We start from the raw sequence: 16,118 nt of genomic DNA, 5'->3' as shown, positions 1-16,118 counted from the left end.
ATGTGGAAAAATCGATCTACGTTCATTTTCAGTTCGATGCTTCTAATTGCAGCCGTGTTGTTCTGTCAAATGGTACTATATGCGATGAAGGTGCTTGCCGGATGGGAACTGCACTTCAATCTCGTCGAGGCGTGCTCCACGCTCATGCAGAACTACGGATTGTCCAAGTTCGTGTACGTGCTTGATGCCTATGTGTTCTGTACGCTTATTAGCGTACTGATCCTGTTCATCCGGCAGATGTGGTTGTCTCGCAAAGCATACTGGAAGCTGCATACGTATCGCAGTCAGGAGCTGACGCTTCAGATGAATAGTCGGTTCTATGAAGGTAAGCAGCGAATGATGATTGTCGAGCATGCTTCCCCGATCGCCTTCACGATGGGGCTATGGTTGCCAATCGTGGTCGTATCGACCGGCTTAATGGAACTGCTTGATGATGATGAGCTGGAAGCAGTTGTCCAACATGAGGCTTTCCATCAGATGCACCGAGATCCATTGCGGATGTTCATTCTGTCTCTTCTCGCTTCGGTCATGTGGTACATGCCAATTATGAGATGGTCGAAGCAGCAGTATAACATCATCCGTGAAGTGCTGGCCGATCATTACGCCATTGGACGTCTCGGAACATCGGCACACTTAGGAAGCGCACTGCTCAAGATGTTGAAGCAAGGCAAGGCGCCGCGCATGCCATTTGCGTATGTCTCATTCGCAGATACATCGATTAATTACCGGATTCGTCAGCTGTTGGAGCCAGATACAGATATTCCAATGAAGCTGCCGTTTACGCGGGCTATTGTGTCACTGCAAGTATTGCTTGCTTTATGTTTATTGTTCTTTGCTGCTATGCCTTAATTTTTTTTAGAGTTTTACACTACAATGCGTAGTTTTAATTGAAGATTCATGAATCAACCATACTAACACATATTATGTTAAATAGGAGGCGTTTTATTATGTCAGTAAATCAAGGATTAGGTACATTGTTCATCAGGCTTGCGTTAGGGATTATTTTCTTCATTCACGGCCTAGAGAAATTCCAAGGGGGTCTCGACAATACAGCAGGCTTCTTCGAAAGTCTGGGTATTCCGGGATTCATGGGATACGTTGTCGCGGCTGTTGAATTGATTGGAGGCCTTCTGCTCATCGTTGGTCTGGGTACAAGATGGATTGGGGCGGCGTTTACCGTCATTATGCTTATGGCTATCTTCACGGTGAAGCTGCAAATGGGCTTCGTAGGCGGCTATGAATTGGATATTGCGCTTGCAGCCATGTCGTTGTACTTAGTAGTAAGCGGAGGGGCGGACTACTCGTTAGACCGTGTATTGTTCCGCCGCGGTAAGGCAGCTCAATAAGAGCGCAATATGAAGCATTTTCTCATCGATGATGTCGATGGGGAAATGCTTTTTTTCATATTTATTTCATTTCTTGTGAAAATCGATATACTAAGTTATACGTGACGAATTTGCAATCAGGGGGATGCCATGCTTAAGAATCGAAGAACACTGCGCTACTTGGGGCTATTCACCATTGCAGTGATAGTGTACAAGCTCATCGACAATATTGCTTATGTGCTTAGTGGAGTTGTAGCCTTATTGTCTATGCTTACACCGTTTTTTATCGCTTGTTTTATTGCCTACCTTCTTCGCCCGCTTGTTAATCTCTTGGAGAAGAGACTGTTGGCCAGGACAAAATCGAAGCGATTTGTTAGTATTATAGCCGTGTATACCTTGTTTTTCGGCATTATTGTGCTGCTGATTACGGTCATTACACCGCGAGTGATTGAGAGTGTAAGCACATTGCTGGCTGATATGCCGATTTATATGGAGAGTACGAAGATATGGCTGCAGGCCAATGTCATGAGTAAGGAATGGTTCATTCAATCCGGAATCTCGAGCAGCATTAGCGAGCATTTCAGCTCTGTCTCCAGTCAAATTAGTGACTTCTTGAAGCTGATGCTGAATAATTTGCTGTCCAGCTTGTTTACCTTTACGTCTGCGCTGTTGAATCTCGTTATCGGTTTTATCGTTTCGATCTACTTGTTGAAGGACAAGGAGAAGATCGGGACAGGCGCGAAGCGCACTTTGCATGGCCTGCTTAAAAAGGAACGGGCTGAAGGCGTCATCGATTTCGTGAGAAAAATGGACATGATTTTCTCGCAATATTTTGTAGGGGTCATTTTGGATGCAACGGTCGTAGGCAGTATCGTATTCATTGGACTCCTTATTATTCAAGCGCCATATGCGCTGTTGTCCGCTTTGCTCGTGGCCGTAACGAATGTGATCCCGTACTTCGGCCCATTTATGGGGATGTTGTTCGTTGGTATCATTACGTTGTTTGTATCACCAGAACAGACGCTATGGATTACGTTGTTTATTTTCATTGTCCAACAGTTCGACGGTTATTATATCGGTCCGAAAATTGTGGGTAATAAAGTGGGCATAGGTCCCATTTGGATTATCTTTGCGATTATTATTGGAGGCGCTATGTTCGGTATTTTGGGCATGTTCATTGCCGTCCCAGTTGTTGCAGTGCTTAAGACGGCGGTAGATTCATTTATTCAACGTCGTATTGGTGAGCAGTAGGAACGAACAGATAATAAGGAATAAGGTGCCAAAGGGGGATCGTGTGCTCTCCCTCTGGCACCTTTTTATATGCTAGCGGTAAATCTAGTAAGGGCAGGACTGGACATAAGCAAGACACATATAGGATTGAATACATATTCAAATTATTTTTTATGCAACATTATGCATACTTCCTCCGTCTATGAAGACAAACCGAATAATCGTAAGGCATCAAGAAGTAGGTACATAGGTGTGCCCTAACAACATGAGATTAGAGGAGGAATTTAAAATGAAAAAATGGAACAAGGGCTTGGCAATTGCATCAATTATGGCGGTACTTAGCGTACCATTCGCTGGAGCAGTAGCTGCTGAGGCCATTCAAGGTCATGTCGTATCGTCTCACCCTGTAGAGGAGGGCTCGACATTGCCAGAAGAACATGTGACATCACAAGGAATTATTGAGTCGGGGAACGGAAGTAAATTTGTTCTCCGTGGTCAACAATATTTGCATATTAATGTACAAGACAACACGGTTATCGTGAACGAGAAGGGACAGACGCTCAGCAAAGATGCCTTGAAAGAGGGCGCAATTGTTGAGGTTCAATTTGGACCGATTATGCTCATGACCTTCCCGGGAACAGTCGGAGCCGAGAAAATTGTTGTCAAAGGCGAAACAACGGCTAAGGAAGGCAAGGTGCTTAGCGTAACGAAGACAGAAGGCGATGTAAATGGTCGTGTTCATGTCGATGTTGATAATGATGGCAATATCAATAATGACGTCGTTTTGAATATCTCGAAAGAAACATACATCATGGACAAGCAAGGTGTAGCTTTGAAATTGGCGGATTTGAAGGAAGGGCAGAAAGTGAAGGCATTCCACTCTCTGGCAATGACTTTCTCCCTTCCAGGACAGTCGCACGCTAGCCTTATTATCGTTGAATAATCGAGAAAACAGGGAATAAGTGGTGTAGAATATAACCATACTACGTGTAGCTTGAGATATGCCGCTGATGCAGGCATAAGGAGGTTATGCGTTATGGTGGCACATGTGCCGATTCCGCTGCAAGTTACAGGAGCGGCAGCCAACGATGCATTGGCTGCCGTTTTTTATTTTATGGTCTACTCGTTCGGAGGGTGGCTGCTTGAGAACATATACAGTAAGTTAACAACGGGCCGTTTCTGGAAGGAGGGCTTCCTGCAAGGGCCATTCAAACCTATGTATGGAGTTGCCCCTCTTCTCTTGCTTCCTTATGTCGAAAAAGGGGGCAATTGGGGCCTCATTCTGCTGCTGAGCTTCGTCATTCCGACGGCTGTCGAATATATGAGCGGCTTAATGCTGGAAAAGGTATTTTATCGCAAATGGTGGGACTATTCTTCATATCGGATACAGATTCAAGGTCATGTTTGTCTATCCTTTTCACTATGCTGGATGTTCTTATCGCTAGCAGTTGTGTACGGGCTGCATCCCTTGCTAGAGGCTGGCTACGTGCAAATATCAGCAATCTGGAATATGGCATGCCCAATGTTCGTCATTTATTTTTGGGTGGACATGGCGTGGACCGTATGGTCGCGAAGACGTGAAGGAAAGTTGATGGCAGACAGTCGAAGCTGAGTAAAATTTAGGTAAAATAATAGTAAAATCAAGGTTGCGAGAGCGGAGACAAAACGTCTTCGCTCTTCTTTTTGTTGATATTACCCATTTTACAGGGAAAACATGTATTTACTAAAAGTTTTACTGACACCATGTAATAGTTAGTAAAAAAATAAATGATCAGTAAAATATTTTACTAAAACGATTGTGAATTTTACTAATCTCAGGTAAAATTTTATTAGAAAGTGAAAATGTGATTCATCCAACATCTCAGACGGAACGAATGGTGAGACGGATGGAAATGGATGTCGTTCGTGTGATGAATCCCCGTGGCAGGAGGCCGTACTATGCGTGTGATGAAGCAATGGGAAAATGTGGGTGTTACAAATTGTAACCGTATGAAAGGGAGAGCGTACTTTCGCTCCTATCCGAATCGACAACTAGCCTTGCTGGACGAGCCGAAGTATGCGCATCAATGGAAGAGCTTGAATGGTACATGGAAGTTCGCTTATTTGGAAGCGCCTGAGTATTCGCCGCCGGGATTCGAGCGGCCATCATTTGATTGCTCGAACTGGGACGACATTACGGTGCCGAGCAACTGGCAGCTTGAGGGTTATGGCAATATGCATTACTCGGATTTATGGTACAACTTCCCGATTAATCCGCCTTATGTGCCGACAGACAACCCGACAGGAATATATAAGCGCAGCTTTGCGATTAGCCCGCAATGGCTGGACAATCAGCAGGTGATTTTGCGATTCCATGGCGTTGATTCCGCATTCCATGTATGGGTGAACGGGCAGGAAGTCGGTTACAGCAAGGGTGCAAGACTGCTGAGTGAATTTGATATTACAAGCTATGTAGAAGCAGGGCAGAATGAAGTGTGTGTCCGCGTGTATCAATGGTCGGATGGAACGTACATTGAAGATCAGGACATGTGGTGGCTGAGCGGTATATTCCGTGATGTCGAATTGTATGCCCAGCCGCTTGCGGGGATTGAAGACTTTACAGTGGTCACAGAGCTGGATTCTACTTTTACGAATGCGATCCTTCGCCTGAGCGCAGATATTCGTGGTGCGAAGCAGGGACACACGCTGTCTTACGAGCTGCTTGATGCAGTTGGACAACGGGTAGCCTGCGGCGATATGCCTGCGGGCGAACGCATCGCGACTGCTGTCCCAATTGCGGCTCCGAAGTTATGGAGTGCGGAGACGCCGTACTTATATACCCTTCTCTTCACCTTAACAGACGGGGATGAGGTCATTGAGGTCATTCCACAGCAGGTGGGCTTCCGCGCTGTTGAATTGAAGGGGGACACATTCACCGTCAATGGGATTGCCATCAAGCTGAAGGGTGTCAACCGCCATGATGCGCATCCGATTACAGGACGTGTTGTATCGCGCGATGATATCGAGAAGGATATTCGCCTCATGAAGCAGCACAATATTAATGCGATCCGTACGGCGCATTATCCGAATTCGCCTTGCTTATATGAGCTGTGCAATGTGTATGGCATGTATGTGATCGATGAGACGGATCTGGAGTGCCACGGCTTCGAGCTGACAGACAACTTTAATTGGATTACGGATGATCCGGCATGGGAGAAAGCATACGTCGATCGTATTGAGCGCATGATTGAGCGGGATAAGAATCATCCTTGTATTATCATGTGGTCGCTTGGCAACGAATCAGGCTATGGCCGCAACTTCAGAGCGATGGGTCTCCGTGCGAAGGAAATGGATCCGACACGCCTCGTCCACTATGAAGGGGACAGAGATACGGATATTGCGGACGTGTACTCGACGATGTATACGTGGCTGGATCATCCGGAGCGGAAGACGATGCAGTATATTATTGAGAACTCTACGAAGCCGCATATTCTATGCGAGTACGCTCATGCGATGGGGAATGGACCGGGCAATATGCAAGAGTATCAAGATCTATTCTACGCACATGATAAGCTGCAAGGCGGATTCGTCTGGGAATGGTGTGATCACGGCATCCAGACAATCGATGAGCGGGGTCGTGTCTATTATCGTTATGGCGGAGACTTCGGCGATGATCCGACGAATGGAGCCTTCTGTATTGACGGGCTTGTCATGCCAGATCGTACCCCTTCACCGGGATTGTTGGAATATAAAAAGGTCATTGAACCTGTTCATACGCATGAGGTTGATTTGCAGCGCGGCTTGATCCGCGTCAGCAACAAATATGACTTTGCATCGCTGGATCAATTGGCACTGCGTTTCTCGATTGTGAAGGATGACTGCATTTTGCAGACAGGCGAAGCAGACATTACTGGAATCGCTGCACGCACAAGCAAGGAGGTAGAGCTCGGATACTCACTCGATTTCACGCCTGAACCGGGAACGGACTACTATGTGAATCTTTCTTATACGTTGAAGAGTGACTGTGCCTGGGCACAAGCAGGACATGAATTGGCGACGGCGCAATTCCTCCTGCCGATTGCTGGTGAGATGCTGTACATCGAGCCGAGCGGTACGCTTACGATGGAAGAGGGACACTGTGAGCTCATCGTCCGCGGGGAAGAGTTCAGCATTCGCTTCGATACGGTCAAGGGCCGCATGACCTCATGGACACATCATGGCACTACGGTTGTGGAAGAGGGTCCAAAGCTTCAGTTCTGGCGCGCGCCGATCGATAATGATATGTATGTCGTGGATGATTACCGAACTAAGACATTTATGCATTTGATGCATGAAATTGTAGAAGGAGTCACCTATTCACAGGAAGGCGATGTTGTCCGTGTGACGGTGTCTGTCTTGAATGGGACGACGAACGCCGCTTGGCATTACCGTTCCCGCTATGATTATTGTATCTACCCGAATGGCGATGTGCTGCTCGATGTGAGCGGAGAGCCGGGTGGCGTGAAGGAACAGGCGCCGGAGATGATTCCGCGCGTTGGTGTGGAACTTCGTGTACGTGCTGCTTGTGAGAATGGCAAATGGTATGGCAGAGGTCCTGGGGAGTCGTATGTAGATTCCAAGCAGGCAAATCAGTTTGGCGTCTATGAGCGGACGGTGGATGAAATGTTCACGAATTACGTGCATCCACAGGAAAATGGCAATCATACGGACTGCCGCTGGGTTCGCTTGGCGGATCGTTATGGGGTAGGGATCATGGCAGTTGCGTATCCAAAGATGGACTTTAGTGCTTCTTATTATGAAGTTAAGGATTTGGATGCTGCCAAGCATACGGTTGATTTGAAGAAGCGGGATTACATTGTGCTGCATCTCGATGCGAAGCAGAATGGTCTAGGCTCGAATTCCTGCGGACAGCGCCAGCTGAGTCAATATCGCAGTGGATTTGAGCCGTTCGAGCTGAATCTGAAGCTGTCTGTATATTCGAATAAGGAAATCTCAGATGTGATGAAGGCGAAGGAAACAGTGCGCCGCAACTAGCAATCGCGAGGCTTTCCTCTATGCTTTTGGGCAAGAATACAGTACAATCGTAAGGAAATGAAAGAATGACGGAATAACGGAATGACGGATTGCTGGCGACGCATAACGATTGGAGGGCGAAATGGCTACCCTGAAACAAATTGCGGAGCGGGCTGGTGTGTCGATATCCACGGTGTCTCGCGTGCTGAACTTCGATGAGACATTGTCGGTATCAGACGAGACGCGGCGCCGCATTATGGAAACGACTGAAGAGCTCGGCTATAACAAGTACAAGCGGAAGAAGCGAACGATGGATATGGCTGCGCCGGAGCCTTCGATGCCCGTGCCGATAGCGGAACCGCCTGCTCCTGTGCAAATCAGGGCGAGTCAGAACACGATCGGAATTGTCATGACCTATGACAAGAGTGAGGAGCTGAATGATCCGTATTATTTGACGGTGCGGCTTGCGATAGAAGAAGCAGCTCGGGAGCGAGGCGTGCAGCTTGTAGAGGTAGGCAAGAAGGGAGAACGATCCCTTCCTGCTTCTGCTGCATCGGGGTTCATCGTGGTTGGGCCGATTGGGTCAGGTCAGCTGCATGAGCTCCAACGCTCCTCCTCTCCAATCGTATATGTGGATGATGTTCCTTGGGATCGCAAGTCGGATATTGTGACGGTCGATCTGCATGATGCTGTAGAACAGGCACTGGTGCATATTCGTGCATTAGGACATGAGCGAATTGCGTATGTCGGCGGAAGAGACATGCTGGATGGAGCCTCAACAGCGGATCGGCGAGAGGTCGCCTATGAGAAGTGGATGAAGGAAGCGGGAATCTTTGATTCATCCTTGGTGCGTGTCGGAACCTTCTCAGCCGAGGATGGCTACCGTTTGACGAAGGAATTAATTGCATCTGGTCGCGGCTGTACCGCCGTCCTTGCGGCGAATGACTCTATGGCAATCGGTGCGATTCGGGCCATTCAGGAGCACGGCATGCGAGTGCCGGAGGATATTAGTGTGGTTGGCTTCAATGATATTGCGGTTGCTCAATTCATGACCCCTGCGCTTACCACAGTAAGACTGCATAGTGACTGTATCGGGGATACAGCGCTGGAGCTCATGATGGAGCGGCTGGAGAAGCAGCGGATCATTGGCAAGAAGGTTATGATACCAACAGAGCTGATCGTGCGGGAGAGCTGCGGGCCAGCTGCCAGACTGCGTTAAGATGTAGAACACAATGGCAATGGTATACCTGGAACGGTGAAGGAGTCTAATTCTTAGGAATTAGGCTCCTTTTGTGTACATGGAGGGATCTAGAAATGCATATTCACGAAAATAATGGAAGGGACGGTCATACATTGTGGATGAATCCGCTAATAAGGAGTGGGTGGTGGCTGCATTATAAGGTGAATCTGAGAGACCATATCGGTTGAATGCAATCACCTGAATGTGCTCACCCGACGAAAGTCCAGTTCGGAACCCGTCGCCAGCACGTGTCTGGGTATATGTTCAATATATAAAATGGATTCAACAGCAATACAGAGAGCGATAGGGGCGAATGTAGCATGGGTGGATGGATGGACAGCACAATCAATGCGGGAACGGGCACAGAACAGGGTGATGCGAAGAGGTATCCGATTTATATCGTACTGACCGATACAGGAACACTGTTTTCTAAGCTTATTCGAATGTACACCAAGGCACCGCTGAATCATGTATCTATAGCCTTCGATCCGGCATTGCAGGAAGTATATAGCTTCGGACAGAAGCCTTCCCGAAATCCGTTAACAGCAGGCTTCATGCGTGAAGAGGTAGAGCGTGATCTACTGCGTGCTGACGGTAAGCCAACGATATGCGCCATGTACCGTTGTATGGTGAATGCTGCGCAATACCATATGATTCGTGCCCGCATCATCACCATGATGTTCAATGAAGCTAAATATTCGTATAACTTGCTTGGTGTGCTAGGCATTCCATTCAAGCTGCAGGTTGAGCGGGAGAAGGCATTTTTCTGTTCTCAATTCGTTGCGTCGCTATTCGAGGAATGCGGCCTGAACGTCGTCGGTAAGCCTGCGGCAGCTGTAGAGCCCGATGATTTCCGCAGCTCCGAGCTGCTGGAACTTGTATTTAAGGGTGACCTGCGCAATCTGGTACAGCCTGTTTACCAAGAGGAACTGGAATGGGGCGGCATGTCTGTGGCGTTGTAAATATGAGCTTACTGATAAGGGAAGAACCCTCATGATGAGGGTTCTTTGTGCATCGGTTCAGGTAGATTCAAGTTGAATCTACTTTTTATTTTTATGTAATTTCTTCTTTCGGGTGCACCGAACTGATCACTTCGAACGTCTTGTAATTGATAAGAATGTAAATGTTGTCCTCAGGCTTGTCTTTGACATGCCCGTATAACGCAATGTGACTGGAGGCATGTTCAGGCTGGAATTGATGCTCTGTCCATTCCGTCTCCAAACCGTATTTGTCCTTAAAATATTCAGTTCCTGTTGCCATTGCTTGTTGAACAGCTGCTTGCTTTTGTTCAGGGTTCATAGCGGCTTCACATCCTATTAAGATTGCAAAAATGAGAATTAAAAAACCTGTATAGCGGACATTTTTTTGCATAACGTCTTCACTCCTACAGGAAGTATTTTTATAATATTGTATGATAGATACCAAAAAATGAAAAGACAGGAGAATCCTATGGCCCAAAAAAAACGCATATCAGATGAAGATTATTGGAAAATGTCCAGTTCAGCTTATGATAAGGTTCCACCTGGCGCATATGATGGCGCAAGTGGCTCGTGGGAGGTTGTTGAGCCAAAGGGTACGATGTTGCATGATTCTGAATCTGGATTCGATGCAGTCGTGTATCGCAATAAGGATACGAAGCAAGTAGTTGTTGGATTTCGAGGTACAGAAGGGTCTTCTAGCCTTGATCGTTCACTACCTGATTTCAAGACTGATTTAAATGATGTTGTTCTCGGCAAGGCGAAGGATTTGGAGGAACGATTCAGTTCCAGGGAAAATATAATTCTCTCGTACCTAGACCCGAGGAAAAATATGGAGCAAGATATACATGACTACAAGCATAATCAGTTCCGGCAAGCTGATGTGCTTGTGAGGCAGGTGAAGGAGGAGTACCCCGAATATGAGGTTACGTTGACCGGACACTCCCTTGGCGGCGGCTTGGCGCAGTATGCTGGCGCTAAAAATAGTGTTGGTGCGGTAACGTACAGTGCACCAAGCGTAACGAATCTGCTGCCTGACAAATTAGCGGAAAAGGCCAAAAATGGAGAGTTTGACGATAAAATTATCAATTATGTGCACCCGAGCGATTCGATAGGAGCGGGACCGCTCAAAGAGTATGATAGCCATGTTGGCTCAACATATTATCTTGGCGAAGATTTTAAGACCGCAAATAGCGAATACAAGGGTATTAAGGGACGAATCAAACGGTTTATTGATACCATATCCGGCGACAAAAATTTCCATTCCTTGGATCAATACAAGTTCAATAAGGATGGCGATATCAAGAATGAGCTGATCAATCGGGCAACAGGGGAAAAATTGACGATTTCGCCGCGTGCGCTGCTTGAAGGCGATTCCGTTCTTCTTGCGGGGATGTCATTAGGCGGGGGGCTCGTTCAAGCTGCGTTAAGCGCGGCCATGGGGGGACTAGGTGGAGGCAAGCTGATTGCGCTTCGCCCCGAAGAGCTCAGCAGCGTGGCGCGAACGCTAGAGCAGCATGTTGGACAATTCCATGATCAGGCGGGCACGGCAGTTGGCAGTATTACGAAGTTGATTCATACGAGTCAGAGCAAGCGCATCGTATCGATAGCGGAGAACACCACGCAAGAACTTACGCAGATGACGGAATGGTATGCGACTGCAGTGCAGGAGCTTGCAGGCTATATTGATCGCAAGGCCAATGAGTTCAAGGCAGCTGATTTGGCTTAATGGAATGAATGGAAGGTCGAGAAGCAAAGGAGGGAATGTGATGAACGACCGTATCCTGGTCGAATTGAATGATTTGCGCCAAGCGCACAAGCAGATTGGTCAGTTGGCAGAGCTGCTGGAGCGCAATGAGCAGTATGTTCAGCAGCAGCTTGCAAGGCTTCAGGATTGGGTTGGCATCTCTGCTGATGAGATGAAGCAGCGGTTAAGCAAGTTCCAATCAGAGCTTGTCATGCGAAGGCGCCTCCTGACGGAGCGTCAGCAAGAGCTGCTCCGGTATATTCAGGATATGGAACGTGCGGATCAGTCTGCGGCTTCAGTACGCTGGATGTGAGGGGTTGAAGGAAGCAGCATGATAGATATCGCATGTATGACTACATAAGAAGCAGGTGCATAACAGAATGGAAGTCGATTACGAGAAGTTCGCAGCTCTCATCGAACGTCTAGAGAAGTCCGCGAAGCGCTCTCCGCAAGGATACAAGCTGCGCGTACTTGGATTAACAGTGCTTGGATTCAGCTATATTTATCTCATTTTAGCAATTCTGCTTGGTTTAGTAGGCGGTCTCATCTGGTATTCCATCTCCACTGGACGAGTCAATGCAGGTGAAGTGAAGCTATTCATTATTCTTATTCCGCTTGCGCTTATTATTCTACGTTCATTATGGGTTCGTTTCGAGCAGCCGGAAGGACGCGTGTTGTTGCGTTCGGAAGCGCCGGAACTGTATGCAGAGGTCGATCGAATGGCGCGTGAATTGAAGGCTCCCCGCGTGGACAGCATCATCGTGGATGAACAATTCAATGCTGCGATGCTGCAGTATCCTCGCTTAGGTATGTTTGGTTGGCACAAAAATATATTGATTGTTGGATTGCCTTACATGATGGCCTCTACGCCAGAAGAGTTCCGTTCGACAATCGCGCATGAGCTTGGGCATTTGTCTGGCGGTGACAGCCGGTTCTCAGGCTGGGTATACCGGGTCGTGAAGACATGGGGAACGATTGTAGGGAAGCTGGAGGAGAAAAATCAGTTCGGTACAGGGTTGTTCAAGAAATTCTTTAACAAGTTCTATCCTTACTACTCCGCATATACATTCGTACTGCGGCGGGCGAACGAATATAGTGCAGACCGCGCCTCAGTGCAGCTGGCTGGCGCAGAAGTAACAGCCTCCTCCCTGTATAAGGTCCATGTGTTAGGCGCTTATTTGTCGGAAGTATTTTGGCCGAAGCAGTATCGGGCTGCACAGCGCGTATCGGAACCTCCTCGTATTTACGTTTCGTTGGAACGTTTCTTGAAAGAGGGCCTTCCAGAACGTACGGTGCGGCAATGGGGGCAGGCGGCACTAGCTGAACGAACGGGACTGACGGACACGCATCCGTCCTTGTCGGATCGGCTGCAGGCAATTCAGCAGTCTCCTGATGCACCTCATGTTCCTTCATGGGAATCGTTAAGCGGCTCTACGGCGGCAGAATATTTTCTAGGCAGCTTGTACAAGGTGCTGCTGGAAGAAGTGGACAACCGCTGGATTGCACAAATTGCAACAAGCTGGCAAGAGCGACACCACGAATATGCGCCGGTACGGGCGGAGCATGAAGAGCTGAAGCAAGAGCTTCAGCAGCAAGGCAAGCTGAGCTTCGAGCAGGGGTGCCGCTATGCGCATACAACGGAATTGCTGTATGGCGGCGAAGAGGCTCTTCCTCTTCTAAAACGTATTAATGAGGAGTATGTGGATCAGATTGAGCCGCTGCAAGAAGAAGGACGCATCCGCTTGCAGTATTTAGATGAAGGCGGAATTCATCTGCTTGAACGAGTGATGAAGCTGGATATGTTCCGGACGAATCAGATGTGCCGGTGGATCTACAATTATCTGGTTCACATGGGGCGATATGAGGAAGCTGATTCTTATGCGGAACGCGCGATGGATTGGATGGAAGAGAACAAGGATGCGATTGAGGAACGTACGCATCTAACCTTTCAGGACAACACCTATATCCATCATGGGCTGAGTGAGCAAGAGCTGAAGGATGCCAGAGAGAAGCTTGCTTCTATCCCTATCATCCAAGAAGCGTATCTGGTTCAGAAGAAATTGGAGCATTTCCCTGATCAATATGGAGTGTACCTGTATGGGGTAGTTGTTGACGTACCGCAGGAGGCTGCTGGCCAAGAGGCAGAGTGGCTCTCCGAATTTACGGACAAATGTGCGGAAGAACTGGATTTACCAGGGGCCTATGTGTACATGATCGATTACGCTACCTATCATGGTGTGATCGAACAGATGAAATCAATTCCTGGGTCGTATATTTATCATGTAAGTCATATAGGCGAGCAAGAAGTCGGTTGATTCTGTTTATTTCCCTTATATCCTAAAAAGAAAGCAGCTTGCTGAGCAGTAACTCGGCAGGCTGCTTTCCATTGTGGCGACTAGGATACTCGCGAGGCTTATCTCTTACACTGGGTTAGCTTCTGCGCTCCCCGCTTGTTGCAAAAATTGCTTGCCATATTCACCATGATCATGCATGGCAGGATGCTCAATTTGAATCGTGGTGTGCTCAATGCCGTACTTCGCCTTAAGCATATGATTGATAGCCAGAATGACGCAGAAGGGCTGAATATCCTCACGGATGAAGACATGCGCTGTCAATGAATAGTGATCGGTAGATACCGCCCACAGATGAAGCTCATGGACATCTTCTACTCCTTCCACCTGATTCATTTCCGCACGTATTTCCTCCAGATCGTATTTGTCAGGGACAGCCTCCATTAATATGAGGATGGATTCGCGAATGATTTTCGCGCCGCCAATGCAAATGATGGCCCCAATCACCATACTAATCAATGGATCCAACACGTACAGTCCTGTGAAATAGATGAGAATGGCCGATATAATAACACCTACAGAGCTGAGTAAGTCACCGATAAAGTGCCACAAGGCACTCTTTACATTCAGGTTGTCCTCTTCCTTCGTGCTATGACTCAATACGAGCGTCAGGACAATGTTTACGATCAAGCCGATCGTAGCGATAATCAGCATCAGCCGCAGATCAACATCTTGCGGATGAACCATCCGCTTAACACCTTCGACAACGATTCCAATTGCAATCACAATCAGAGCCAGTCCATTTAGGAAGGATGCAATAATTTCGAATCGGAGATAGCCAAACGTATATCGCTGGTTGGGTTCCCGAGTTGCCATGTAAATGGCGGTCATACTGAGACCTAACGCGATAACATCCGATATCATATGAGCAGAGTCGGATAAGAGAGCAAGTGAGTTGGACAGAAGCCCGCCCACAATTTCAACAATGGTGAAGAATAGGGTCAAGGCTAATGTAATCCACAATGTACGCTTCGAAGTGACTTGTTCCTTCACATGGTTGAGATGGTGGTAGTCGTGGTGAGTCATAAGGAACCATCCTTTTTATTAAAGTAAAATTCTCATACAGGAATGAGTATGATGTATTGTATCCATACCTCGCTTTTTTCTCAAATGAACGTTTTATGGATAATACAATTGATTTTCATTCTTATAAATTGTGCTTGTTCGCATACTACGTATCGGGCATGTTGGTGCGATTAAGGAGACAGGCTGCTCCTTGTCCTAGTCGTTTATTTCCGGCTATTGCAAATCCAGCATTGTTCACGAGAAGAAGAACGCTCCTATTCGTGTCAAGGATATATTGTGCAGTGGCGGCAATGCTATTCGAATCAGTTGCATCGAGCGCTTGAATGTTGATCCGCTGCTTATACGCCCTGTGCTTCTGCCTCCATTAGGCGGGAGGAGTGATGGGGATTGCGCATGGTGGCTACTCTATATGTATGAGTGAATTGCTTGATAGCGTCGTTCCCTTGTCTGTTTGAAAAAGAGGTGAAGCGTGGAGTGTGTACGGTAGTGATATCCATGGTTGGATATGCATGAAGTGCAAGGAGGCATATAGTAAGCTGAATATGCAAGAAATCATAAAGTTAGGGGAAAGATCCTGCCTGAGTCTGTACGGCACTTCTTTCCCCCTTCGCTGGCTGCTATGAATTTGCAGGTGAGAAGCCTTCCTCTTGCAAGTACTCCTCTGCTTCCTCACGCGTCTCGAATGTCATTTCCAGGCTCTCGTCCGCATAGATGTTCCACAACTCAAAGTCATACTCGAGCCATAGTGTCTCGTTGTTGTCATTGATATAGCGCTCTCTGCTGCTCTCTTCAGCAGTGTCTCCCATCTCGACGTCAGCCTCCTGTGAAGCAGGCGACATGGAATCAATGGAGGCGCGAATGAGCTTGCGAAGCTCCTCTTCCGAGTATTCACGGATGTTGACCATGCCTTTGGCATCTGTATCATAACCCGATACATAGCCGGCATAGACGAATCCGTTGCCGTTCGGATGCAGGTGATAGACGACAGTCTTCTTCTCCACAATGCTGTCTTCATAGTGGAAGTTCACTCGTCCCAGTGATACATTATTACGCTCAAGCTCTGGGAACGATTCGATAACCGCTAGTTTCTGTTCAAACGTCAGCATGTTACCTCCTGAATTTATACGATAGAATCGATATTGATGGTCCATTATACCATAGGGACGTTTCCGTGTATAATATGTGGATACCGATGTCGATCATATGCATGGAAATATCGGCGAAGTCGGT

The 16,118-nt window shown here is 47.5% G+C and carries 14 protein-coding genes; 11 read left to right on the top strand and 3 right to left on the bottom strand.

Annotated elements, in window-relative coordinates; translation table 11 throughout:
* The 8 genes from RQP50_RS19985 to RQP50_RS19950 all read left to right on the top strand — a co-directional run bounded on the left by RQP50_RS19985 (position 1) and on the right by RQP50_RS19950 (position 9,749).
* Positions 1-849 (top strand): M56 family metallopeptidase, encoded by an 849-nt coding sequence (locus tag RQP50_RS19985; protein ID WP_315746494.1) that lies wholly within the window; start codon positions 1-3, stop codon positions 847-849.
* 98 nt (positions 850-947) lie between these two features.
* Complete coding sequence (locus tag RQP50_RS19980; protein WP_315746493.1) at positions 948-1,346, top strand: DoxX family protein; 399 nt, start codon at positions 948-950, stop codon at positions 1,344-1,346.
* Positions 1,347-1,475: 129 nt separating this feature from the next.
* The gene (locus tag RQP50_RS19975) at positions 1,476-2,576 is read left to right on the top strand and encodes an AI-2E family transporter (RefSeq protein WP_072729156.1); all 1,101 of its coding nucleotides are present in this window, start codon (positions 1,476-1,478) and stop codon (positions 2,574-2,576) included.
* 268 nt (positions 2,577-2,844) lie between these two features.
* A complete protein-coding gene (locus RQP50_RS19970) occupies positions 2,845-3,498 on the top strand; it encodes a hypothetical protein (RefSeq protein ID WP_072729155.1) in 654 nt (217 codons plus the stop codon).
* 93 nt (positions 3,499-3,591) lie between these two features.
* The gene (locus RQP50_RS19965; RefSeq protein ID WP_072729154.1) at positions 3,592-4,167 is read left to right on the top strand and encodes a putative ABC transporter permease; all 576 of its coding nucleotides are present in this window, start codon (positions 3,592-3,594) and stop codon (positions 4,165-4,167) included.
* Positions 4,168-4,493: 326 nt separating this feature from the next.
* Complete coding sequence (ebgA, locus tag RQP50_RS19960; RefSeq protein ID WP_139295330.1) at positions 4,494-7,568, top strand: beta-galactosidase subunit alpha; 3,075 nt, start codon at positions 4,494-4,496, stop codon at positions 7,566-7,568.
* Between the two features lie 121 nt (positions 7,569-7,689).
* On the top strand, positions 7,690-8,766 hold the full coding sequence (locus RQP50_RS19955; RefSeq protein WP_072729153.1) for a LacI family DNA-binding transcriptional regulator: 1,077 nt from the start codon (positions 7,690-7,692) through the stop codon (positions 8,764-8,766).
* A 341-nt stretch (positions 8,767-9,107) separates the two neighbouring features.
* Positions 9,108-9,749 (top strand): hypothetical protein, encoded by a 642-nt coding sequence (locus tag RQP50_RS19950; RefSeq protein ID WP_315746492.1) that lies wholly within the window; start codon positions 9,108-9,110, stop codon positions 9,747-9,749.
* A 91-nt stretch (positions 9,750-9,840) separates the two neighbouring features.
* Here RQP50_RS19950 and RQP50_RS19945 read toward each other — a convergent pair whose 3' ends face one another.
* Positions 9,841-10,086 carry a hypothetical protein gene (locus RQP50_RS19945; RefSeq protein ID WP_315746491.1) on the bottom strand — a complete coding sequence of 82 codons (246 nt, stop codon included), beginning with the start codon at positions 10,084-10,086 and terminating at the stop codon, positions 9,841-9,843.
* Positions 10,087-10,236: 150 nt separating this feature from the next.
* On the opposite strand from RQP50_RS19945, the gene RQP50_RS19940 reads away from it, so the two are divergent.
* From RQP50_RS19940 to RQP50_RS19930, 3 genes are all read left to right on the top strand, one after another.
* On the top strand, positions 10,237-11,493 hold the full coding sequence (locus RQP50_RS19940; protein WP_315746490.1) for a lipase family protein: 1,257 nt from the start codon (positions 10,237-10,239) through the stop codon (positions 11,491-11,493).
* Positions 11,494-11,533: 40 nt separating this feature from the next.
* The gene (locus RQP50_RS19935) at positions 11,534-11,824 is read left to right on the top strand and encodes a hypothetical protein (RefSeq protein ID WP_021257301.1); all 291 of its coding nucleotides are present in this window, start codon (positions 11,534-11,536) and stop codon (positions 11,822-11,824) included.
* 67 nt (positions 11,825-11,891) lie between these two features.
* Positions 11,892-13,826, top strand: coding sequence for a M48 family metallopeptidase (locus RQP50_RS19930; RefSeq protein WP_315746489.1), 1,935 nt, complete (start codon positions 11,892-11,894; stop codon positions 13,824-13,826).
* A gap of 105 nt (positions 13,827-13,931) precedes the next feature.
* Here RQP50_RS19930 and RQP50_RS19925 read toward each other — a convergent pair whose 3' ends face one another.
* Both RQP50_RS19925 and RQP50_RS19920 read right to left on the bottom strand, forming a co-directional pair.
* Complete coding sequence (locus RQP50_RS19925) at positions 13,932-14,888, bottom strand: cation diffusion facilitator family transporter (protein WP_072729146.1); 957 nt, start codon at positions 14,886-14,888, stop codon at positions 13,932-13,934.
* Positions 14,889-15,505: 617 nt separating this feature from the next.
* Entirely contained in the window at positions 15,506-15,994 is a 489-nt protein-coding gene (locus RQP50_RS19920; protein ID WP_072729145.1) for a hypothetical protein, read from the bottom strand.
* Positions 15,995-16,118 lie beyond the last annotated feature (124 nt).

The sequence above is a fragment of the Paenibacillus suaedae genome (assembly GCF_032337355.1).
GTDB lineage: Bacteria > Bacillota > Bacilli > Paenibacillales > Paenibacillaceae > Paenibacillus_B > Paenibacillus_B suaedae.
The sequence above is the reverse complement of the archived record's forward strand: the minus strand, read 5'-3'. Positions and strand labels throughout refer to the sequence as shown.